A 20511-nucleotide genomic window follows, 5' to 3' on the forward strand; every position below is an offset into this window, starting at 1 on the left:
CGCGAAGGCGGTGGGTCAGTCGACATCTACATTGACTGACACTCCGCCTTCGCGAGCAAGCCCGCTCCCACATTTTTGACCGTGTTTGTTCAGGAAAACAGAGGTGTCGACCGGGCGACAATGGCCTCCACCTCCACACCACGCGGCAAGGTGCCATATACCCGGCCCGACGACTCACCCAACCGGCTGGCGATAAAGCCATCACTCACACTGGCATTGCCGGCCTCCAGCAACAGCTTGGCCTGCAACGCCACGGCAATGTCCTCGGTCAACTGCCGCGCGCGGTACTGGATATCCTGGGTATCCATAAATGCCGACTTCAATTGCTCGATATGCCGCGCCAGTTGCTTATCGCCATGCCCATCGCCCAGTTCGACAAACAACGCCTCCAGCACGCCTGGCTCTTTGGACAATGCGCGCAGCACGTCCAGGCACTGCACATTGCCGGAACCTTCCCACGTCGAATTCACCGGCGCCTCACGGTAAAGACGCGGCAGGATGCTGTCCTCCACATAACCGGCGCCGCCCATGCATTCGGCGGCTTCGTTGATCATGGCCGGTGCGCGCTTGCAGATCCAATACTTGCCCACCGCTGTCACCAGCCGGGCGAACTTGGCTTCCTGTTCGTTATCCAGATGGTCCAGCGCCCTGCCCATGCGCATGCTCAAGGCCAGGGAGGCTTCGCTCTCCAGCGCGAGGTCGGCCAGCACGTTTTGCATCAACGGCTGTTCACTGAGGACGCGACCGGCGACCGAACGATGGGCGCAATGATGGCTGGCCTGGGTCAACGCCTGGCGCATCAAGGCGCTGGAGCCGACCATGCAGTCAAAACGGGTCATGGCGACCATCTCGATAATGGTCGGCACGCCACGGCCTTCTTCGCCGATCATCCAGGCCAGGGCGCCACGGAACTCCACTTCGCTGGAGGCGTTGGAGCAATTGCCGAGTTTGTTTTTCAGGCGCTGGATGTAGAACTGGTTGCGGGTGTCATCCGGGCGATGCCTTGGCAGCAGGAAACACGTCAGGCCCTTGTCGGTCTGGGCCAGGGTGAGGAACGCATCGCACATCGGCGCCGAGCAGAACCACTTGTGCCCTACCAGCTCATAGGCTTGGCCTGGGCCGCCGGCGCCCACGGGATAGGCGCGGGTGGTGTTGGCGCGCACGTCGGTGCCGCCCTGTTTCTCGGTCATGGCCATGCCGATGGTGGCGCCGGCTTTATGGGCGATGCCAACATTGCGCGGGTCGTATTCGGTGTTGAGGATTTTTGGCAGCCAGGTCTGCGCCAGGTCCGGTTGCAACTGCAGGGCCGGGACGCAGGCGAAGGTCATGGTCAACGGGCACCCGCTGCCGGCTTCGGCCTGGCTGTGCAGGTAGGTCATGGCGGCGCGGGCCACATGCGCGCCGGGCTGCGGATGCGCCCACGGCAGCGATGGCAGGCCATGCTCGACGGCGGTGCGCATCAACTCGTGATAGGCCGGATGAAACTCCACCAGGTCGATGCGATGGCCGTAGCGGTCATGGCTGTTGAACACCGGTTTGTTCTGATTCGCCAAAAACCCGGCCGCCATCAACGGCCCACCGGCCAGCGCACCGTACGCATCAATACGCGCCTGCGCCCAGCCGGCGCCAAAGCGGCGCGACCATTCTTGTAAGGGCAGGTCGATGCGATAAAGGTTGGTACCGTCCAGCGACGGCGGCTGGTTGGTGACGTCGTGGGTTTCGGCAAACTGATGCAGGTTCATGACGGGCCTCCTGGAAAACAGGCCACGTGCAGTTCAGGCCCTAATTTCAGTTAAGCACCGTCATCGGGCTTAAAAAAGTGGCATACCCGCCTATTGCTCGGCGCTTTCGCCCTCTAACGGGCACAACAGGCGCCGTTCCAATACCGTTTGCAACGCTTCGAAACGTACCGGTTTGCTGAGGCGATCGGTGATGCCGACCCCATGGCAGCGTTCGCGATCCGGGGCGTGCAGCGAGGTGCTCAGGGCAATCACCGGCAGCTCGCCGCAGCCAGGTAGCGCACGGATCTGACAGCACAACGAGAAGCCGCCCTCGGGTATATCCAGCAGCACCGCATCAAACGTCTGGTCCTGCAACAGCGCCAGGGCGGCCGGGCCGTTATCCACGGTTTTCACCCGGTAACCCAGTTTGAGCAACATGCCGCGTACCGCCAACTGGCCGACGCTGTTGTCGTCCACCAACAGCACCGTACATTCCTGGGGCGCTCGTTGCGCATGGGGTTTGTGCGTTGCGGGCTTTGGCTCGGGCGGCACCGGGTTGACGCTCATGTCCAACTGGAAGCGGCTGCCCTTGCTGAGTTCGGAATGATGGGTGAGGCGCCCGCCGAGCAGTTCGATCAGTTGCCGGCAAATCGCCAGGCCGATGCCCAGGCCGCCGTATTCACGCGTCATCGAACCGTCGACCTGGAAGAAGCGCTGATACAGCGTGGCCTCGTCGAGGAAAGCGAAGCCGATGCCGCTGTCGGTCACAATAAAGCTCAGGCGCAGCTCGCCATCAGTGTGCGGCACACCCACCACACGTACACGCACCGCGCCTTCGTGGGTGAACTTGAAGGCATTGTCGAGCAGGCAGTCCAGACACTGGATGAGTTTGCCGGCATCGCCGATCACCCGGTCCGGCAGCTCATCGGCCACGTCGATGGAAAATTCCAGGCCTTTGCTCTGGGCGCTGGCCGTGAATTGCTGGCGCAAGGTGTCGAGCGTGCCCCGCAGGCTGAACACCTGGGGCTGGGCGGTGAGGCGCCCGGCTTGCAATTCGGTGAGGGTGAGAATGCCGTTGACCATGCGCATCATGTCCCGCGCAGATCCGGCGGCGGTTTGCTGATACTGGGTAAGGTCGTCGTCCAGCGGCACGGTTTGCATCAGCTCCAGCGAGCCGATCACGCCGTTCATTGGGGTGCGCAGTTCGTGGGTCAGCGTGGCGAGAAACTCATCTTTGAGGCGGTTACTGCGGGCCAATTGCTGGTTGAGCACTTCAAGCTTCTGGCTGGCGTCGAACAGGATCTGCGCCTGTTGCTCACGCATGCCGTTGATGCGGTCCGCCAGGGCCAGGGACAGCAGCGCCACTTCGATGGCCGAGCCGAGCTGGCTGGCGTACATGGTGAGGAACATATTGGGCAGGTAGCCCAACACCATCATGGTGTTGACCACACCGCCGATCAGGAACGCCGACCAGGCGAAAATGAAATAGCGCGCCATGCGCTGGCCGCAATACCAGGCCTTGATGGCGGCCACAAAGATGGTCACGGTAAATACCAGCGCAAGGCCGGTGGCCAGACGCAGGGCCACGGCGTAGCTGGTCAGCAGCGCCAGCGCCATCACGACCGCACCAGCGGCCGCGAGCGCCAGCAATATCCGATCCAGCCAACGACTGTGCTGCGCGGTGTGCAGGAAACTGCGCGCGAACAAGCTGCCGAACAACGCCGCCGAACCAATCAGGAACGGCACCGCCGCATTTGCCCACCACGGGTTGTTCGGCCAGAAATATTCCACCGCCACGCCGTTGACCGACAGCTGATAGAGGCCGAACGAGGCTATATAGAGGATGTAATAGAGGTAGCTGGTGTCGCGCACGCTCAGGTAGATGAACAGGTTGTAGACCAGCATCCCGAGTAACACGCCGTAGATTGCCCCCAATACATACAGGCGCAGTGGCTGCTGCTCCAGGTAGGCGGTGGCAGACCAGAGCGTCAGCGGTGCCTGGATCGAGCCTTGGCTTTGCAGGCGCAGGTATACGGTTTGCTGCTGGTCGGGCACAAAGTTGAGCTTGAACAGGTAGTTGGCCTGGCGCACTTCACGGCTGGAAAACGCCAGGGTGCTGCCCGTGCGGGTGGTCAGGCGGTAGTTGCCGGTGCTGTCACGCTGGTACAAATCCAGTTGGTTGAGCGGCGGGTACGCCAACTCCAGAAACCAGGTGCGCGGGGCGCGAGGATCAGTGGCGGTGTAATGCAGGTCGACCTTGAGCCAGAACACCGAACGTGAATAGCCGGCGTTGAGGGTGGCTGTGTCATGGGTTTTGAATTGGGCGGCGTAGGCCGGAGCGCTGACATCGGCGATGGTGAGGGCGTCGGTTGGGTCTTCGAGCACTTGCATGACGCGGCCCAGCGGCAGGCTTCGAGTGTCCGGGTTGAACTCGATGGCGCTGGCGAGCATCGGCAGCCCGCACAATAAAAAAATCAGCAAATAGCGCATAGAGCCCCAGCGTGGCCTGTCCGGTTATGTCAAAAGCCCCCCATTCCTTTTGAGTAGACGTATACCGGCGATACATTAAGTTGTTTGGATCCACTCTAGCATAGCCGCTAGAGGCCATTGGACACCATTGAAATAATTTTTTGAAAGGCTCTAGAACGGGCCTCTCAAGCGCTTCCTGAATAAAAAATCAGCTAAGCCACACCCCTGAACATAAGCTGGAAATTCCCCTCGCGCCCAACAGCCACGCCAAAAGCGTTTGGTGGTAAGCTCGCGCACCATGAATATCTACAGCTCCCGCCCCGTTGTCCTCTGTCTCTCCGGCCACGACCCCAGTGGTGGCGCCGGCTTGCAGGCAGATATCGAAGCCCTGCTTGCACAAGGCTGTCATGCGGCCCCGGCCGTCACCGCCTTGACCGTGCAGAACACCGTGAATGTCAGCGATTTCCGCGTGCTCGACCGCGAGTGGGTACTGGCCCAGGCCAATGCCGTGCTCAGCGACTCCGAAGTCGCGGCGGTCAAGCTGGGCATGCTCGGCTCCACCGCGATGGTCGACACCGTGGTCGAACTGCTGCAGGCGCACCCGCACCTGCCGGTGGTCTGCGACCCAGTGCTGCGTGCCGGTGGCGGCGGCAGCCTGGGCAAGGACGAAGTCGGCTATGCCATGCGTGAGCGGCTGTTACCGCTGTCGCTGATCGCTACACCGAACTTGCCGGAAGCGCGCATCCTCGCCGAATTGCCCGAGGGCACCGCGGACGAATGCGCCGAGAAGCTGCTGCCGTTTGTAAAGCATCTGCTGATCACCGGCGGCCACGGCGACGAGCATGAAGTACACAACCGCCTGTACAGCCGCGACGGCACGCGCCAGACCTTTACCTGCCAGCGCCTGCCCGGCAGTTATCACGGCTCGGGCTGCACGCTGGCCAGCGCCTTGGCCGGCCGCATCGCCCAGGGCGAAGGCTTGGCCAGCGCGGTGCAATCGGCGCTCAACTACACTTGGCGCACCCTGCGTGACGCCGAACAACTCGGCCAGGGCCAGTTCGTGCCGCGCCGTTTGCCGCTGGATTTCTGCTCTTAACCGCACAAGAGGCCTGCCCGATGAAATTACGTGGCCTTTACGCCATTACCGACAGCCAACTGTTGGCCGGCAAATTCCTCGCCTACGTCGAAGCCGCGCTGGACGGTGGTGTCACCCTGTTGCAGTACCGCGACAAAAGCAGCGACGAAGCCCGGCGCCTGCGTGAAGCCGAGAAGTTGCGCGAGCTGTGCTCACGCTACAAGACCCAACTGATCATCAACGATGACGCCGAATTGGCCGCGCGCCTGGGCGTCGGCGTGCACCTGGGCCAAACCGACGGCCCACTGACCCCGGCCCGTGCATTGCTCGGCTCCAAAGCCATCATCGGTGCGACCTGCCACAGCCAGATCGAACTGGCCGAACAGGCCGCCAAGGAAGGCGCAAGCTACGTCGCCTTCGGTCGCTTTTTCAATTCCAACACCAAGCCCGGCGCGCCGGCCGCCACGCTCGACATGCTGGCCCAGGCCCGCACGCGCTTACAGCTGCCGATCTGCGTGATCGGCGGCGTCACCCTGGAGAACGCCGAACCCTTGGTGGCCCACGGTGCCGACCTGCTCGCAGTGGTCCACGGCCTGTTTGGTGCCGACAGCACCCAGGAAGTCACGCGCCGCGCCCGCGCCTTCAACGACCTTCTTAAAGTTCAAGTGTAGAGAGCCCGATCATGTCCCGTTCCGAAACCCTGTTTGCCAATGCCCAGAAACACATCCCCGGCGGTGTGAACTCCCCCGTGCGTGCGTTCAAGAGCGTCGGCGGCACACCGTTGTTCTTCAAGCATGCTGAAGGCGCCTACGTCACCGACGAAGATGACAAGCGCTACGTTGACTACGTCGGTTCCTGGGGGCCGATGATCCTCGGCCACAGCCACCCGGACGTGCTCGACGCGGTGCGCCAGCAGCTGCAACACGGCCTGTCCTATGGCGCGCCAACCGCCATGGAAACCGAGATGGCGGACCTGGTGTGTTCAATCGTGCCCTCGATGGAAATGGTGCGCATGGTCAGCTCCGGCACCGAAGCCACCATGAGCGCCATCCGCCTGGCCCGTGGTTTCACCGGCCGCGACAGCATCATCAAGTTCGAAGGCTGCTACCACGGCCACTCCGACAGCCTGCTGGTAAAAGCCGGTTCCGGCCTGTTGACCCAAGGCGTGCCAAGCTCGGCCGGTGTGCCGGCCGCGTTTGCCAAACACACCCTGACCCTGCCGTTCAACGACATCGCGGCCGTTGCGCAGATGCTCAGCGAAGTCGGCCAGGACGTGGCGTGCATCATCGTCGAGCCGGTAGCCGGCAACATGAACTGCGTGCCACCGGCGCCGGGTTTCCTGGAAGGTTTGCGCGAGCAGTGCGACAAGCACGGCGTGGTGCTGATTTTCGACGAAGTGATGACCGGCTTTCGCGTGGCCCTCGGCGGCGCCCAGGCTTACTACGGCGTCACGCCGGACCTGAGCACCTTCGGCAAGATCATCGGCGGCGGCATGCCCGTGGGCTGCTTCGGCGGCAAACGCGAAATCATGCAGCACATCGCGCCGCTTGGCCCGGTGTACCAGGCGGGCACCTTGTCGGGTAACCCGTTGGCCATGGCTGCCGGCCTGACCACCCTGCGCCTGATCAGCCGCCCGGGTTTCCACGCCGAGCTGACCGACTACACCACGCGCCTGCTCGACGGCCTGCAACAGCGCGCCGACGCGGCGGGTATCCCGTTCGTGACCACCCAGGCGGGTGGCATGTTCGGCCTGTACTTCAGCGGCGCCGATGACATTGTTACCTTTGATGACGTGATGGGCAGCGATGCCGACCTGTTCAAGCGCTTCTTCCACCTGATGCTCGAAGGCGGCGTTTACCTGGCACCGAGCGCTTTCGAAGCCGGTTTCACCTCGATCGCCCATGGCGAAGCCGAGTTGAAACTGACCCTGGATGCTGCCGAGCGCGCGTTCGCCGCGCTGAAGTAAGCCCTGATATAAGGGACACACACATCTGACGTTGCCCCTCGCAGCGTCAGATTTGCTACTTTGCCTACAGAGATTTCCTGCATTTTTCGAGAATTCACCTGTAATCCGGCAGATAACTTGCCTACGCAGCAGAAAAACGAGTAAAGACTTTGTAAGCAGGGGCCTGCTTATTTCATAATGCGCGCTTATTGGACTCCCCCGAGGGTCCGCGTGCCCCGTCAGAGGTAAGTCGATTCCCATGAAACGCACCGGCCGCACCCTGGTTCTGGGCTGCCTGTTGCTCCTTCAGCCGCTGCTGGCACATGCCCAGGCAGGCGGCAACTCGTTGTTAATCCCAGCGATGGGTCGTTGCACCCTCAATACCCAGCCAGACAGCCAGGCCGAAGCCCTGAGCGCGTGCCAGAAACAGGCCGAAGGTGGGGATGCGCAGGCGCAATACGAGTTGGGCGAGTACTTCCACGACGACAAAAACCCTGCCCGCGACCTCAACAAAGCCCTGAGCTACTTCGAGAAGGCTTCGTTGCAGGGCCACGCTCAAGCGCAATTCCAGCTGGGTAACATGTTCTTCAAAGGCGAAGGCGTGCCGGCCAATAACGTCCAGGCCTACATCGTGCTGAAAATGGCAGCGGTCAACGGTGCCGAGGACGCACTGGACACGGCCGACGAAGTCGCCGAGCACATGCAGCGCGATGAACTGGAAGTGGCGACCCAGGTACTGGGCCAGATTTTCCGCAATTATCTGCAGGAATTACAGAGTGCCGATGGGCGCTCACCCTTCTCGCCCCTGCCCGACCCAATCGCGCCTCAGGGCGACAACAGATAGCCCTGCCGGAAAGCCTCTGCACCGGCAACATGCGCAATCGTCATGCCGCTGGTGGCCATGCGCCTTAGTGATCGCACATACAGCAAACCTCCCCGAGTACAGGCAATGGCCGTCACGCTGTCGCTGATCGGGTCAATGATGTGTGCCACGACTTGACCCGCGCTCAAATAATCCCCGACCTGGGCACAAAATACGATCAAGCCGCCCACCGGGCTGACCACCGGTTCAACGCCGGCCAGCGGCGTGGGAGGGTTCAATAATGGCGGCAGCTCAGGTGCCTGGCCCGCGATGACGCCCGCGTGCGTGAGGTAGTCAATCAAGGCCTGGCAATCCTGTTCGGCCAGCTCATAACTCACGTCGGCCACACCGCGCAGCTCCAGCGTCACGGCAAAACCGGGCGGCGCCACACGTTGCGGGAAGCGCGCCTCTATATGCTGCCAAAACAAGCTGAAGCACTCATCGAAGGACTGCCCACCGGCGTCTATCGCCATAAAGCACGCTTGTGCCCCCAGGTAACGGGCCAGAGGTTCCACTTGCGGCCAGCAAACCGGCGACGCATACAGATGCTGCACGGCCTCGAAATCACAGTGCAAGTCGAGCACGATATCGGCATCGCAGGCCAGGCGCTGAAGCGTCAGGCGCATGGCCTGTACCTGGTTGGCAGGCACTTGGCTGGCGAGCACCCGAACCAGCACCGAACGAATCAACCGCAAGTTTTCCTCGGGGTCGTCGGTCAGCCGTGCCTCGACGGCATCACCCACCTGCTGGCTGACATCAAGGAAGTGCCGATTGAAGTTCTCCCGGCTGTCGTAATCGAAACGGCCTTGAGGCACATCCATCAACACTTGCTCCAGGCCCATGGGGTTGGCCACCGGCACCAACACCACCGGACCGCGCAATAGGCCCTCGGCCTCCAATCGCAACAACCTTAGCTTGAGATGCCATACCACCAACATCCCCGGCAGCTCATCGGCATGCAGGGAAGACTGGATATAGACTTTGCCCACGCCATTGGCCGGGCCGTAGTGAAAACTATGGATCTGCCGCGTCGTACCCGGCACGGTTGCTGGCAATTGATGCACGCGTTCATACATGGCGACCTCCTATCGGCTTGGGTCAAGAAATCTCAGCCAACGCTTCTCGGCCAGGTGAAAAAGGCCGACCAGAGCGAAGGTGATGCATAGATAAATAGCCGCGGCGATGCCGAAGGACTCGAACGTCAGAAAGGTCGCGGCATTGGCATCCCTGGCCACTTTCAGCACATCGGGGACCGTAGCGGTGAACGCCAACGTGGTGGAGTGCAGCATGAAAATCACCTCATTGCTGTAGTACGGCAATGAGCGGCGCAGGGCCGACGGCATGATCAGATAGGTGTAGAGCTTCCAGCCGTCGAACCCTAACGCCCTGGCGGCCTCGACTTCACCGCGCGGCATGGAGCGGATGGCACCAGCGAGGATTTCTATGGTGTAGGCGCCCGTGTTAAGGGCAAAGGCCAGCAGTGTGCAGTTCAGCGCATCACGAAAAAAAGCGTCCAGAAGCGGCTGTTCGCGCACAGCCGCCAGGCTGTATATACCGGTGTAACAAACCAGCAACTGGACATAGAGCGGCGTTCCCCGAAACAGATAAGTAAAGCCCTGTACCGGCCAACGTACCCACGCGCGGGTTGAAACTCGGGCAATCGATAACGGCAATGCCACTAGCAGCCCAAGGCATAACGAAGCACTGGTGAGCCACAGCGTCATGGCCAGGCCGGTGATTTGCTGACCGTCGGAATAGAGAAACGGCCGCCAATATTCCTGTAACAGTTCAATCATCGCTGCGCCTCCTGCTTTGCACCGCCATAACGACGCTCAAGCCAGCGCAGCACTGCATTGGACGCGCTGCTGAGGAGCAGATAAATAAAGCCCGCCAGCAACAGAAAGCTCAATAGCTGCTGGCTGCTTTTGCCAGCCACCTGAGCCACCTTGACCAAGTCTGCCAAACCGATAATCGACACCAACGCGGTAGCCTTGAGCAAGACCATCCAGTTATTGCCCAGCCCCGGCAGGGCGAAGCGCATCATCTGCGCAAAGGTTATGTAGATGAAGCTTTGGCTGGGCTTCATACCCAGCGCTTTGGCCGCCTGCGCCTGCCCACGTGGCACCGCCAACAATGCGCCACGAAAGGTCTCGGTAAAATAAGCACCGTAGATAAACCCCAGCGTCAGTACGCCCGCAGTCAAAGGGTCGATTTCGAGGTAGGCCCAGCCCATCACAGCCGTCAGCCGGCTCACAGCGGTTTGTACGCCGTAAAAGATCAGCAGCATCAACACCAGGTCCGGCACCCCACGGATCAGGGTGGTGTAGACCTGTGCTGAAACACGCCAGGCCCTGACGCGTGACAACTTGGCGCCCGCCCCGAGCAGGCCGAAGATCAGCCCCAGCAACAGCGATAACAGCGCCAGCTTCAAGGTCACCCATACGCCTTGCAGCAGTAACGGCGCAAAACCCTCCAGGGTCGCGACAAAGCGCGCAACGTTCTCCAGCATGACGACGCCCTCCAACGATGATGGCGGGCGGTCAATTGCCGCTGAACATGTCGACGCCTGGGAAATACTGTTCCTGCAGGCGAGCATAGGTGCCATCGGCATGCAGCGCTGCCAGGCCCTGATCCAGCAGAGTCTTCAGCGCCAGATTGCCCTTGGCGATGCCAATGGCGCTCATGGAAGGCATCAGTTCGCTTTCTATGACCTTGCCCAATTCGAAACCGGCACCTTGAGGCGAGCGCAAAAAGCCACTTTGCGCCTGTTGGGCGTCCTGCAACGAAGCGTTAAGCCGACCCGCCACAAGGTCGGCGTAAACCTGTTCCTGATCGGCGTAGGCCACCACTTTCATGCCCTGGATGGCCAACACGCGCTTGGCGTAGGCTTCCTGAGTACTGCCCTGCAAATAGCCCACGGACTTGCCCTTGGCGTCGCCAAGGTCGGTGCCGGCCTTGAACACCATGGCGGAGGGGCTGGAGAACACTTCCGAAGAAAAGTCGATGATCCTGCGCCGCGCTTCGGTCACGGTTACCGACGCCAGTATGGCGTCGATCTTGCCGGCCCGGAGGCTGGGAACCAGGCCATCAAAATCGCTTTCGACCCATTGGCAGCGCACCTTCAAATGCGCGCAGATGGCGTTGCCGATATCAATCTCGAAACCGACCAAAGTACCGGTATTGTCTTTATAGGCAAAAGGCGCGTAGTTAGGGTCGGCACCGAAACGTATGACCTCATAGTTGTTGGCGGACACCAAGTTGCTCACCACTACGGAAGCCAACACCGATAACATCAGAACTAATTTTTTCATTATTTTATTCCTTGTTATTGTTTGCACAGCAGGAAGTTACAACACCTCTAAATGAGGAATTTCGCGACGCATGACCAACGAGCCGGCGGGCGCATCAAACTCACGCGCCAGCCGATGCCCTGAATACACAGCAGCCGCAATGGTTCCAGGCGCCAGGCAGTCCCCCACCAATGCGATCGACTCAATACCCGCCTCAAAGCATTGCTCAGTAGCCTCGTTGAGTGCCTGGTACAGACCTTGTTCAGGCTCACGGGAGGTCACCAGCACCAACGACGCCACGGGAATGAACCTTGGCCGGCCGGTGTACATACAGCTGGCAACCGCACCTTCAGGCGTCACCGCCGCCAGCGAGTGGGAGGCGATGATCGTGACATTGAGTTCCAGCAGGCGACGCTGGATGCGGTGTTGTTCAAGCGTGTTATGGGTCCAGGTCGCCACATCCGTCGCCGGTGTGACAAAGATCACCTCCACGCCCAGCGCTACCAACTGCTCTGCCAACACACTGCCCATGTAGTAGTGGTCATCATCGAACAGCAGCACCGGTGAAGCAGGAACTGTCCCGGCCAGCAGATCATCCGGGGTCCATACCGGCAGATGTTCCAACCCCGGCAAGGCCTGGCGCAGTGCACGCCCCAGACCATCGGTGCGCCAGCGCGAACCGGTGGCGATAAACACGTGGGCGGCGGCGAAGTCCAACACGTCCTGGGCTTGTAGCTGGCTTTCGCGATAGATCTCTACTGCAGGCAATCGGCTGAGGGCGTCCAGCCGGTAGTCGAGCACCCGTGACCAACTGGCCAACCCAGGCAGCCTGGCTTCAAGAGACACGCGCCCGCCCAGCGTGCGCGTGCCTTCGACCAGTGCCACCTCCATGCCCCGCGCGCCCAGTATCCGCGCACATTCCAGGCCGGCAGGCCCTGCCCCGACCACCAGCGCGCGCGCAGGGTTATGCGCACGGGGTGCCGACTCAGGGTGCCAGCCGCGCCGCCATTCTTCACCCAGGGTGGGGTTTTGCGTGCAGCGCAGCGGGGTGCTGGTGTGGTCACCACTGACACAGACGTTGCAGCCGATGCATTCGCGAATCTCCTCCAGACGCCCCTCCTCTATTTTCTTCGGCAAGAAGGGATCGGCAATCGAGGGACGGGCAGCGCCGATCAGGTCCAACACACCTCGACGCACCAATGAGACCATGGTGTCCGGTGAGGTAAACCGGCCCACGCCCACCACCGGCTTGGTGGTCAGCGCTTTGAGCCCGAGCAGGAACGCCTCTTGAAAACCCTCAGGGGCAAATCGTGAGGTCACGCTGTCGTTGGACCAGTCGGCAACGTTGACATCCCACAGGTCCGGCAGCTGCGCCAAAAGCGAAAAAATCTCGCGGCCTTCGCCCTCGCAGGCCAGCCCGCCAGCGACCTGTTCATCCACGGCCAGCCGCACGGCGACTGCGCAACGATCACCCACCGCATCGCGGGTATCTTCGATCAATTCACGCAACAGCCGTACACGATTCTCCAACACCCCACCGTACTCATCGGTGCGCCGGTTATTGCGTGGGGTCAGAAAGTGAAACGGCAGGCCAAGGTCGTGGCCGGCATACACGTAGATAATGTCGAAACCCGCCTGGCGTGCCCGCAACGCAGCAGCACGATGCATCTGGCGCAGTTGCTTGATATCGGCGCGGCTCATGGCTCGGGCCTGCACCGGGTCGTATCCACGCACCGGTGTATTGGAAGGCGCCCAGGGGATTTCGCGGCTATAGCGATTGGGTGCCGAATAGCCATTGAACGCCAGTTCGACGCCGGCCAATGACCCATGCAGATGCACGGCCTCACACATTTTCGCCAGCGCGGGGATGTCGCGTTCATCCCATAAGCGCGCTTCTATATAGGGCGAAAACTCGCTCAGCGGGCTGATCTCGCACTCCTCCGTACACACCACCCCCCAACCCCCCTCGGCTTTGACCCCGCGCATGGCGGCCATGGCCGAGGGGTGCACATGGCCCATGCCATTACAGTGCGGCACTTGGTAAAAGCGATTACGCGTGCGAACCGGCCCAATGTGTACCGGTTCAAACAGAATGTCATACCGAGGATCGCGCACAGGGCTACTCCCGAACCAACAAGTTCGCTAATGACAGTTAAATAAAAAGCGTTAGTTAAATAACGCTTAAAAGGTCAACTCTGGGTGTAACCCACAAACGCCTGATGCAACTGAGCGATCGCACTCAAGTGCCCTTCCATCTCGGGGCCCAGTTGTTTGGACATATCGTTAATCAACAAGTGAGTCAGCGATAACATGGTGGCCGTCGAGTCCCATAACAAATCAAACTCGGTCGACACCCGAAACACTTCGTTGGCGTTTTTATCAGCCCACTCACAAAAGTTGTCGGTTATCAGCGTGACCGCAATGCCGCGTTTGCGTGCCGCCTGGCACAGCAGTAAAGACTGGCGGGAATGGCGTCGCGCCTCGTAGACAATCAGCATTGAATCGGCAGACGGCGCCAGCAACACCTCGCCGAAATGCCCTGACGCACCGTCCACCAGATGCACGCCTGTGCGCAGGTATTGCAACATGTGGACCATGGAGCAGGCGATGCCCCGCTCGGTGCCGAAACCGGCGACAAAAACCTGCGGGCTTTGCGCCAGCCTTGATGTCACCACGCGCCAAGGCTCGGTGCGGGTGTATTCGTAGACCCGCACCAACGCCGCGATCTCCAGTTGCAGGCTGTTGGCCAGCGGGTTGGCGTCGCCGTCGCCTTCTGCCTGGAACGCGCGCAGCCGGTCGCCGATCAGCCACGGGCTGTCACCCAGGTCGGCTTTAAGTTCGTGTTTAAGGTCTTTGAAATGCTTGTAGCCCAACGCCCGGCAGAAGCGGCCGACGGTGGACTCGCTGATTTGGAGCTTGTGCGCCACCTGCGCCGAATTCTCGAACGGCAGGTCCTTGAGGTTCGCCAGGATATAGGCCGCCAGCGCCCGATAAGCCTGGGACCTGGATGACAACTGGTGTTCGAGGGATTTTTTTATGGATGTGCTCATGGCGTCCTCTCTGCATGGGCACAAACTGCTATTTTTCTGTCAAGCCGTCAATCGCGACTGAAAAGTTTCAGAATCGTCTTACAAAACCACACCACAAGCGCAGTGTTACTTTTCCGGCATCGGCATCGGAAACGGCATCACATTGCTGGTGCCGCGCGCTTCGCTGATCTTCGGCGTGCCCAGGCGCTCGACTTCATCGATGCGCACAATCGAATGCATCGGCACAAAGCTGCGCACCACGCCTTCAAATTGCGCCTTGAGTTTTTCTTCGCCCGGGTCGACGACCAGCTGCGTGCGCTCGCCAAAGACGAACTCTTCCACTTCCAGGAAGCCCCACAGATCACTTTGATAGATCTGCTTGGCGTACATTTCGAACACCTGGCCCTGGTTGAGGAAAATCACCTTGTAGATTGGAGCTTCACGTTTGGTCATGGTGGGCGGATAACACATCGGGGATATAAAAGAGGGCGCGAACTATAGCATGGCACCCGATGCACAGCGCTAGGAACCAATGGGCATGCCCCCTATAATGCGCGGTTCTTTACCACCAGTTGATGATTCCCATGGCCAAGAAGCTTTACATCGAAACCCACGGTTGCCAGATGAACGAGTACGACAGCTCGCGCATGGTCGACCTGCTGGGCGAACACCAGGCCCTGGAAGTCACTGCCCGCGCCGAAGATGCCGACGTCATCCTGCTCAATACCTGCTCGATCCGCGAGCGTGCCCAGGACCGTGTGTACTCCCAGCTGGGCCGCTGGCGTGAATTGAAACTGGCCAACCCGGACATGGTGATCGCCGTCGGCGGCTGCGTGGCCAGCCAGGAAGGCGCCGCGATCCGCGACCGCGCGCCCTATGTCGATGTGGTTTTCGGCCCGCAAACCCTGCACCGCCTGCCCGAAATGATCGACGCCGCCCGCATCACCAAGCTGCCGCAGGTGGACGTGTCGTTCCCGGAAATCGAAAAATTCGACCATTTGCCCGAACCGCGCATCGACGGGCCGAGTGCCTATGTGTCGGTGATGGAAGGCTGCAGCAAGTACTGCACCTTCTGCGTGGTGCCCTACACCCGTGGCGAAGAGGTCAGCCGGCCGTTTGACGACGTCCTGGCGGAAATCATCCACCTGGCCGAAAACGGCGTGCGTGAAGTGACTTTGCTGGGCCAGAACGTCAACGGCTATCGCGGCCAGACCCACGACGGGCGCATGGTTGACCTCGCGGAGTTGATCCGCGTAGTGGCAGCGGTGGATGGCATCGAGCGTATTCGCTACACCACCTCGCACCCACTGGAGTTCTCCGACAGCCTGATCCAGGCGCACGCCGAGGTGCCGGAGCTGGTCAAACACCTGCACTTGCCGGTGCAGTCGGGTTCGGACCGTATTCTGGCGGCGATGAAGCGCAACCACACGGCCCTGGAGTACAAATCCAAGCTGCGTAAATTGCGCGCCGCTGTACCGGGTATCTGCATCAGCTCGGACTTTATCGTCGGCTTCCCTGGCGAGACCGAGAAAGATTTCGAGCAGACTATGAAGCTGATCGAAGACGTCGGTTTCGACTTCTCGTATTCGTTCGTCTACAGCCAGCGCCCGGGCACGCCGGCAGCGGACCTGGCAGATGAAACGCCGGAAGCGCTGAAAAAAGAACGCTTGAATGCGCTGCAACATCGCCTGAACCAGCAAGGTTTCGAGATCAGCCGACAAATGGTCGGCTCGATCCAGCGCATCCTGGTGACCGACTACTCGAAAAAAGACCCGGGCGAGTTGCAAGGGCGTACCGAGAACAACCGGATCGTCAACTTCCGCTGTGACACGCCCACCTTGATCGGCCAGTTTGCCGATGTGCACATCGATGCGGCGCAACCGCACTCGCTGCGCGGGTCGTTGGTTAACTGATCGACAACCTGATGAAGATCAAATGTGGGAGCTGGCTTGTGTGGGAGCGGGCTTGCTCGCGAATGCGGTCGGTCAGCAGCAAATGTGCCGACTGATACACCGCATTCGCGAGCAAGCCCGCTCCCACATAGGAACTGCGCTGTACTCAAGCCTTATATAAGTACTTTCGTACCCGCGCCACTGGCGTTATCCTCTCCTTCACCTAAACAGCCAAAGGGCGGCTAAAAGCAACCTTGAACGCACCCATAGCAGAACCCCATCGTTTTATCCTCGAGCCGTTTGAGGCTCGCCGTTTCGCCAACCTGTGCGGACAGTTCGACGAGCACCTGCGCCTGATCGAACAACGCCTGAGCATCGAGATCCGCAACCGCGGCAATCAGTTCGAGCTTATTGGTGAACCCCAGCACACCACGTCTGCAGAAAACCTGCTCCGCCGCCTCTACCGTGAAACCAAGGGTAGTGAGCTGTCGCCGGAAACCGTGCACCTGTACTTACAAGAATCGGCCGTGGAAGACCTGGCCAACAACCCGGTAGCCGAAGCCAGCGTGGCCCTGCGAACCAAGAAAGGCATGATTCGCCCAAAGGGCTTGAATCAGCAGAAGTACGTCAAGGCAATCCTCGGTAACGATATCAATTTCGGCATCGGCCCCGCCGGTACCGGCAAGACCTACCTGGCCGTGGCCTGTGCGGTCGACGCCCTTGAGCGCGAGCAAGTGCGGCGCATCCTGCTGGTGCGCCCGGCGGTCGAGGCTGGCGAGAAGCTTGGCTTCCTGCCCGGCGACCTGGCCCAGAAGATCGACCCGTACCTGCGCCCGCTCTACGACGCGCTGTACGAGATGCTTGGCTTTGAATACGTGGCCAAGCTGATTGAACGTCAGGTGATCGAAATCGCCCCGCTGGCCTACATGCGTGGCCGCACCTTGAGCAACAGTTTCATCATCCTCGACGAAAGCCAGAACACCACGGTCGAGCAAATGAAGATGTTCCTGACCCGCATCGGGTTTGGCTCTACGGCCATCATCACCGGCGACATTACCCAGGTTGACCTGCCCAAGGGCACCAAGTCAGGGTTGAGCCATGTGATTGAAGTGCTCAAGGACGTGCCGGGGATCAGTTTCACGCACTTCTCACCCAAGGACGTAGTGCGCCACCCGCTGGTGCAGCGCATCGTCGAAGCCTACGAGCGCTTCGAACACCGTGATGACGGTTTGTCCAAGGACGCCCGCCACAATGCTTGAGCTAGACCTGCAGCTGGCCACTGACGCGCCCGCCCCCACTGAAGAACAATTCCGCCAATGGTGCGCGCTGGCCTTGCGCCAGCGCACCGCCGACTCGGAGCTGACCATTCGCCTGGTGGACGAGCCCGAAGGCCGTGAACTGAATCACACCTGGCGTCAAAAAGACTACGCGACCAACGTGCTGTCCTTCCCTGCCGACGTGCCGGATGAATTACTGGATATCCCGTTACTGGGCGACCTGGTCATCTGTGTCGAGGTGGTGGAGCGTGAAGCGAAGGAACAAGGCAAGGAACTTGAGGCCCATTGGGCCCATCTAGTCATCCACGGCTGCTTGCATCTCTTGGGTTACGACCATATAGACGATGACGAAGCTGAGGAAATGGAAACTCTGGAACAAACGTTGCTTGCAGAATTAGGTCATCCGGACCCTTATGCAGATGACGAAAACTGATCAACACTCAACTGACACAACAAAGGATTTAGAGTAATCGCTATGAGCGAAGACCGATCGAGCAACGGGCAGAAGTCATGGCTGGGTAAACTGACCCAGGCTTTTGCCCACGAGCCGAAAAATCGCCAGGAGCTGCTGGAGCTGCTGCGCGAGGCCCATCAGAACAAGTTGCTGGACAGCGAAGCGCTGGCCATCGTCGAAGGCGCCATCCAGGTGGCTGACCTGCAAGTACGCGACATCATGGTCCCGCGCTCGCAGATGATCAGCATCAAGGCGACCCAGACCCCACGGGAATTCCTCCCGGCCGTGATCGACTCGGCGCACTCGCGCTACCCGGTAATCGGTGAAAGCCATGACGACGTCATGGGTGTCCTGCTGGCCAAGGACCTGTTGCCGCTGATCCTCAAGGAGAACGGCGACAACTTCAACATCAAGGACCTGCTGCGCCCGGCCACCTTCGTGCCTGAATCCAAGCGCCTGAATGTGCTGCTGCGCGAGTTTCGCGCCAACCACAATCACATGGCCATTGTGATCGACGAATACGGCGGCGTGGCTGGTCTTGTGACCATCGAAGACGTACTTGAGCAAATCGTCGGCGACATCGAAGACGAGCACGACGTCGAAGAAGACAGCTACATCAAGCCGCTGCCCAGCGGTGATTTCCTGGTCAAGGCGCTGACGCCGATCGAGAACTTCAACGAGTTCTTCGACAGCGAATTCTCGGATGATGAGTTCGACACCGTGGGCGGTTTGGTGATGAGTGCGTTCGGGCACCTGCCAAAACGTAACGAAACCACCGAGATTGGCGCTTATCGCTTCCGCATTCTGAATGCCGACAGTCGCCGAATTCACTTGATTCGCCTGACTCCGATTGCCCGCTAAGGACTGATATGCGCCGTCTGATTGCACCCGGCTGGCCCGGTAACCTGCTGGCCGCGGTGGCTGGCGCCGTCACTACCCTGGCGCTGGCGCCGTTCGATCTGTGGCCATTTGCGCTACTGGCCGTCGGGCTGTTCTATGTGGGGCTGCGCGAGCTGACGCCACGCCAGGCCCTGGGCCGTGGCTGGTGTTTTGGCTTTGGCCTGTTCGGCGCCGGCACCAGCTGGATCTACTACAGCATTCACCACTTCGGCGGCGCTTCGGTGTTGCTGGCTGGCTTTTTGATGCTGCTGTTTACTGCGGCGATTGCCTGGTTCTTCGCCTTGCCCGCTTGGCTGTGGGCGCGCTGGTTGCGCCGCAATGAAGCGCCGCTGGCCGATGCGCTGACCTTTGCGGCGCTGTGGGTTGGCCAGGAAGCCTTTCGTGGTTGGTTCCTGACCGGTTTCCCTTGGCTGTACTCCGGTTACAGCCAACTCGACGGCCCGCTCACTGGCCTTGCGCCACTGGGCGGCATGTGGCTGATCTCCTTCGCCCTGGCGCTGACGGCTGCCGTGCTGTGCAACCTGCCACGCCTGTTGGCAAGCAAGCGCAACGGGTTTATCGGCGCGGGGCTGGTGCTGTTGGTTGCACCCTGGGCCATCGGCCTGGCGCTCAAGCATCACGCCTGGACCTCGCCCTCCGGCGCACCACTGACCGTGGCGGCGATTCAGGGCAATGTCGAACAGAGCATGAAATGGGACCCCGCGCAGATCGATGCGCAGTTGGCGCTGTACCGCGACATGAGTTTCAGCTCCAAGCCCGTAGACCTGCTGGTATGGCCGGAAACCGCCGTGCCGGTGCTCAAGGAATCGGTGGAAGGCTACCTGGGCATGATGGGCAAGTTTGCCGCCGACCGGCACACCGCGCTGATCACCGGCGTACCGATCCGCCAGGAAGTGCACCACCAGAAGCGCTACTTCAACGGCATCACCGTGGTGGGCGAAGGCGAAGGCACTTACCTCAAGCAAAAACTGGTGCCTTTTGGTGAGTACGTGCCGCTGCAAGACATGCTGCGCGGGCTGATTGCCTTCTTCGACTTGCCGATGTCAGACTTCGCCCGCGGCCCGTCCGACCAGGCGATGCTGCAGGCCAAGGGCTATCAGATTGCGCCGTTCATTTGCTACGAAGTGGTGTACCCGGAATTCGCCGCCGGCCTGTCGGCCCAGAGCGATTTGCTGCTGACCATCAGCAACGACACCTGGTTTGGCCGTTCCATTGGCCCGCTGCAACACCTGCAAATGGCGCAGATGCGTGCGTTGGAGGCGGGCCGTTGGATGATCCGCGCCACCAACAATGGCGTGACTGGCCTGATCAACCCATTTGGACAGATCACCGCGCAGATCCCGCAGTTTGAACGCGGGATTCTCTACGGCGAAGTGGTGCCGATGCACAACCTGACGCCGTACCTGCAATGGCGTTCGTGGCCGCTGATCATTGTGTGCCTGGTTTTATTTGGTTGGGCGCTTCTGGCAGGCCGTATGTCGAAAACCGTCTAAACGAACACCACAAAACCAGTGTGGGAGCTGGCTTGTGTGGGAGCGGGCTTGCTCGCGAAAGCGGTGTGTCAGTCAACATATCGTCAACTGGCACACCGCTTTCG

Annotated in this window: 18 protein-coding genes; 9 read left to right on the forward strand and 9 right to left on the reverse strand. The window is 60.6% G+C overall.

Annotated features, from left to right (window positions below; translation table 11 throughout):
• Nucleotides 1–89: 89 nt before the first annotated feature.
• Together ACTD9P_RS25315 and ACTD9P_RS25320 are read right to left on the reverse strand one after the other, a co-directional pair.
• Nucleotides 90–1742, reverse strand: coding sequence for an acyl-CoA dehydrogenase family protein (locus ACTD9P_RS25315; protein WP_438869834.1), 1653 nt, complete (start codon nt 1740–1742; stop codon nt 90–92).
• A 90-nt stretch (nt 1743–1832) separates the two neighbouring features.
• Nucleotides 1833–4211: a hybrid sensor histidine kinase/response regulator gene (locus ACTD9P_RS25320; RefSeq protein ID WP_438869835.1), complete on the reverse strand. Its 2379-nt coding sequence runs from the start codon at nt 4209–4211 to the stop codon at nt 1833–1835.
• A gap of 277 nt (nt 4212–4488) precedes the next feature.
• Here ACTD9P_RS25320 and ACTD9P_RS25325 point away from each other — a divergent pair, with 277 nt between their 5' ends.
• The 4 genes from ACTD9P_RS25325 to ACTD9P_RS25340 all read left to right on the forward strand — a co-directional run bounded on the left by ACTD9P_RS25325 (nt 4489) and on the right by ACTD9P_RS25340 (nt 8054).
• Nucleotides 4489–5286: a hydroxymethylpyrimidine/phosphomethylpyrimidine kinase gene (locus ACTD9P_RS25325; protein ID WP_056861986.1), complete on the forward strand. Its 798-nt coding sequence runs from the start codon at nt 4489–4491 to the stop codon at nt 5284–5286.
• 20 nt (nt 5287–5306) lie between these two features.
• Nucleotides 5307–5936 carry a thiamine phosphate synthase gene (gene thiE, locus ACTD9P_RS25330; protein WP_438869836.1) on the forward strand — a complete coding sequence of 210 codons (630 nt, stop codon included), beginning with the start codon at nt 5307–5309 and terminating at the stop codon, nt 5934–5936.
• Nucleotides 5937–5947: 11 nt separating this feature from the next.
• Complete coding sequence (gene hemL, locus ACTD9P_RS25335; RefSeq protein WP_219269396.1) at nt 5948–7231, forward strand: glutamate-1-semialdehyde 2,1-aminomutase; 1284 nt, start codon at nt 5948–5950, stop codon at nt 7229–7231.
• Nucleotides 7232–7469: 238 nt separating this feature from the next.
• Nucleotides 7470–8054: a tetratricopeptide repeat protein gene (locus tag ACTD9P_RS25340; protein WP_438869837.1), complete on the forward strand. Its 585-nt coding sequence runs from the start codon at nt 7470–7472 to the stop codon at nt 8052–8054.
• On the opposite strand, the gene ACTD9P_RS25345 is transcribed toward ACTD9P_RS25340, so the two are convergent.
• From ACTD9P_RS25345 to ACTD9P_RS25375, 7 genes are all read right to left on the reverse strand, one after another.
• The gene (locus ACTD9P_RS25345; RefSeq protein WP_438869838.1) at nt 8036–9148 is read right to left on the reverse strand and encodes a succinylglutamate desuccinylase/aspartoacylase family protein; all 1113 of its coding nucleotides are present in this window, start codon (nt 9146–9148) and stop codon (nt 8036–8038) included. The two genes, ACTD9P_RS25340 and ACTD9P_RS25345, sit on opposite strands and share 19 nt — an antisense overlap.
• Nucleotides 9149–9157: 9 nt before the next feature.
• Nucleotides 9158–9868 (reverse strand): ABC transporter permease, encoded by a 711-nt coding sequence (locus ACTD9P_RS25350; RefSeq protein ID WP_438869839.1) that lies wholly within the window; start codon nt 9866–9868, stop codon nt 9158–9160.
• Nucleotides 9865–10581, reverse strand: coding sequence for an ABC transporter permease (locus tag ACTD9P_RS25355; protein WP_138813707.1), 717 nt, complete (start codon nt 10579–10581; stop codon nt 9865–9867). Before ACTD9P_RS25355 ends, ACTD9P_RS25350 begins: the two co-directional genes overlap by 4 nt.
• 31 nt (nt 10582–10612) lie before the next feature.
• Nucleotides 10613–11383 carry a transporter substrate-binding domain-containing protein gene (locus tag ACTD9P_RS25360; RefSeq protein ID WP_438869840.1) on the reverse strand — a complete coding sequence of 257 codons (771 nt, stop codon included), beginning with the start codon at nt 11381–11383 and terminating at the stop codon, nt 10613–10615.
• Nucleotides 11384–11419: 36 nt separating this feature from the next.
• The gene (locus tag ACTD9P_RS25365) at nt 11420–13477 is read right to left on the reverse strand and encodes an oxidoreductase (RefSeq protein ID WP_438869841.1); all 2058 of its coding nucleotides are present in this window, start codon (nt 13475–13477) and stop codon (nt 11420–11422) included.
• A gap of 74 nt (nt 13478–13551) precedes the next feature.
• On the reverse strand, nt 13552–14412 hold the full coding sequence (locus tag ACTD9P_RS25370) for a MurR/RpiR family transcriptional regulator (protein WP_438869842.1): 861 nt from the start codon (nt 14410–14412) through the stop codon (nt 13552–13554).
• A 105-nt stretch (nt 14413–14517) separates the two neighbouring features.
• Nucleotides 14518–14844, reverse strand: coding sequence for a DUF1820 family protein (locus tag ACTD9P_RS25375; protein ID WP_003194436.1), 327 nt, complete (start codon nt 14842–14844; stop codon nt 14518–14520).
• 131 nt (nt 14845–14975) lie between these two features.
• Here ACTD9P_RS25375 and miaB point away from each other — a divergent pair, with 131 nt between their 5' ends.
• From miaB to lnt, 5 genes are all read left to right on the forward strand, one after another.
• Entirely contained in the window at nt 14976–16304 is a 1329-nt protein-coding gene (gene miaB, locus ACTD9P_RS25380; protein WP_438869843.1) for a tRNA (N6-isopentenyl adenosine(37)-C2)-methylthiotransferase MiaB, read from the forward strand.
• 233 nt (nt 16305–16537) lie between these two features.
• Nucleotides 16538–17542 carry a PhoH family protein gene (locus tag ACTD9P_RS25385; RefSeq protein ID WP_200431419.1) on the forward strand — a complete coding sequence of 335 codons (1005 nt, stop codon included), beginning with the start codon at nt 16538–16540 and terminating at the stop codon, nt 17540–17542.
• Nucleotides 17535–17993 (forward strand): rRNA maturation RNase YbeY, encoded by a 459-nt coding sequence (gene ybeY / locus ACTD9P_RS25390; RefSeq protein WP_438869844.1) that lies wholly within the window; start codon nt 17535–17537, stop codon nt 17991–17993. Before ACTD9P_RS25385 ends, ybeY begins: the two co-directional genes overlap by 8 nt.
• A gap of 42 nt (nt 17994–18035) precedes the next feature.
• Nucleotides 18036–18875 carry a CorC family transporter gene (locus ACTD9P_RS25395; protein ID WP_015373027.1) on the forward strand — a complete coding sequence of 280 codons (840 nt, stop codon included), beginning with the start codon at nt 18036–18038 and terminating at the stop codon, nt 18873–18875.
• Nucleotides 18876–18883: 8 nt separating this feature from the next.
• Nucleotides 18884–20407 (forward strand): apolipoprotein N-acyltransferase, encoded by a 1524-nt coding sequence (gene lnt, locus ACTD9P_RS25400; protein ID WP_438869845.1) that lies wholly within the window; start codon nt 18884–18886, stop codon nt 20405–20407.
• Nucleotides 20408–20511: the final 104 nt, after the last annotated feature.

Source organism: Pseudomonas onubensis (assembly GCF_965653655.1).
GTDB lineage: Bacteria > Pseudomonadota > Gammaproteobacteria > Pseudomonadales > Pseudomonadaceae > Aquipseudomonas.

Bases quoted from the DNA above. Each gene is read 5' to 3' on its own strand.
- ACTD9P_RS25315 (WP_438869834.1), bottom strand. From the start codon at position 1,742: ATGAACCTGCATCAGTTTGCCGAAACCCACGACGTCACCAACCAGCCG.
- ACTD9P_RS25320 (WP_438869835.1), bottom strand. From the start codon at position 4,211: ATGCGCTATTTGCTGATTTTTTTATTGTGCGGGCTGCCGATGCTCGCC.
- ACTD9P_RS25325 (WP_056861986.1), top strand. From the start codon at position 4,489: ATGAATATCTACAGCTCCCGCCCCGTTGTCCTCTGTCTCTCCGGCCAC.
- thiE (WP_438869836.1), top strand. From the start codon at position 5,307: ATGAAATTACGTGGCCTTTACGCCATTACCGACAGCCAACTGTTGGCC.
- hemL (WP_219269396.1), top strand. From the start codon at position 5,948: ATGTCCCGTTCCGAAACCCTGTTTGCCAATGCCCAGAAACACATCCCC.
- ACTD9P_RS25340 (WP_438869837.1), top strand. From the start codon at position 7,470: ATGAAACGCACCGGCCGCACCCTGGTTCTGGGCTGCCTGTTGCTCCTT.
- ACTD9P_RS25345 (WP_438869838.1), bottom strand. From the start codon at position 9,148: ATGTATGAACGCGTGCATCAATTGCCAGCAACCGTGCCGGGTACGACG.
- ACTD9P_RS25350 (WP_438869839.1), bottom strand. From the start codon at position 9,868: ATGATTGAACTGTTACAGGAATATTGGCGGCCGTTTCTCTATTCCGAC.
- ACTD9P_RS25355 (WP_138813707.1), bottom strand. From the start codon at position 10,581: ATGCTGGAGAACGTTGCGCGCTTTGTCGCGACCCTGGAGGGTTTTGCG.
- ACTD9P_RS25360 (WP_438869840.1), bottom strand. From the start codon at position 11,383: ATGAAAAAATTAGTTCTGATGTTATCGGTGTTGGCTTCCGTAGTGGTG.
- ACTD9P_RS25370 (WP_438869842.1), bottom strand. From the start codon at position 14,412: ATGAGCACATCCATAAAAAAATCCCTCGAACACCAGTTGTCATCCAGG.
- ACTD9P_RS25375 (WP_003194436.1), bottom strand. From the start codon at position 14,844: ATGACCAAACGTGAAGCTCCAATCTACAAGGTGATTTTCCTCAACCAG.
- miaB (WP_438869843.1), top strand. From the start codon at position 14,976: ATGGCCAAGAAGCTTTACATCGAAACCCACGGTTGCCAGATGAACGAG.
- ybeY (WP_438869844.1), top strand. From the start codon at position 17,535: ATGCTTGAGCTAGACCTGCAGCTGGCCACTGACGCGCCCGCCCCCACT.
- ACTD9P_RS25395 (WP_015373027.1), top strand. From the start codon at position 18,036: ATGAGCGAAGACCGATCGAGCAACGGGCAGAAGTCATGGCTGGGTAAA.
- lnt (WP_438869845.1), top strand. From the start codon at position 18,884: ATGCGCCGTCTGATTGCACCCGGCTGGCCCGGTAACCTGCTGGCCGCG.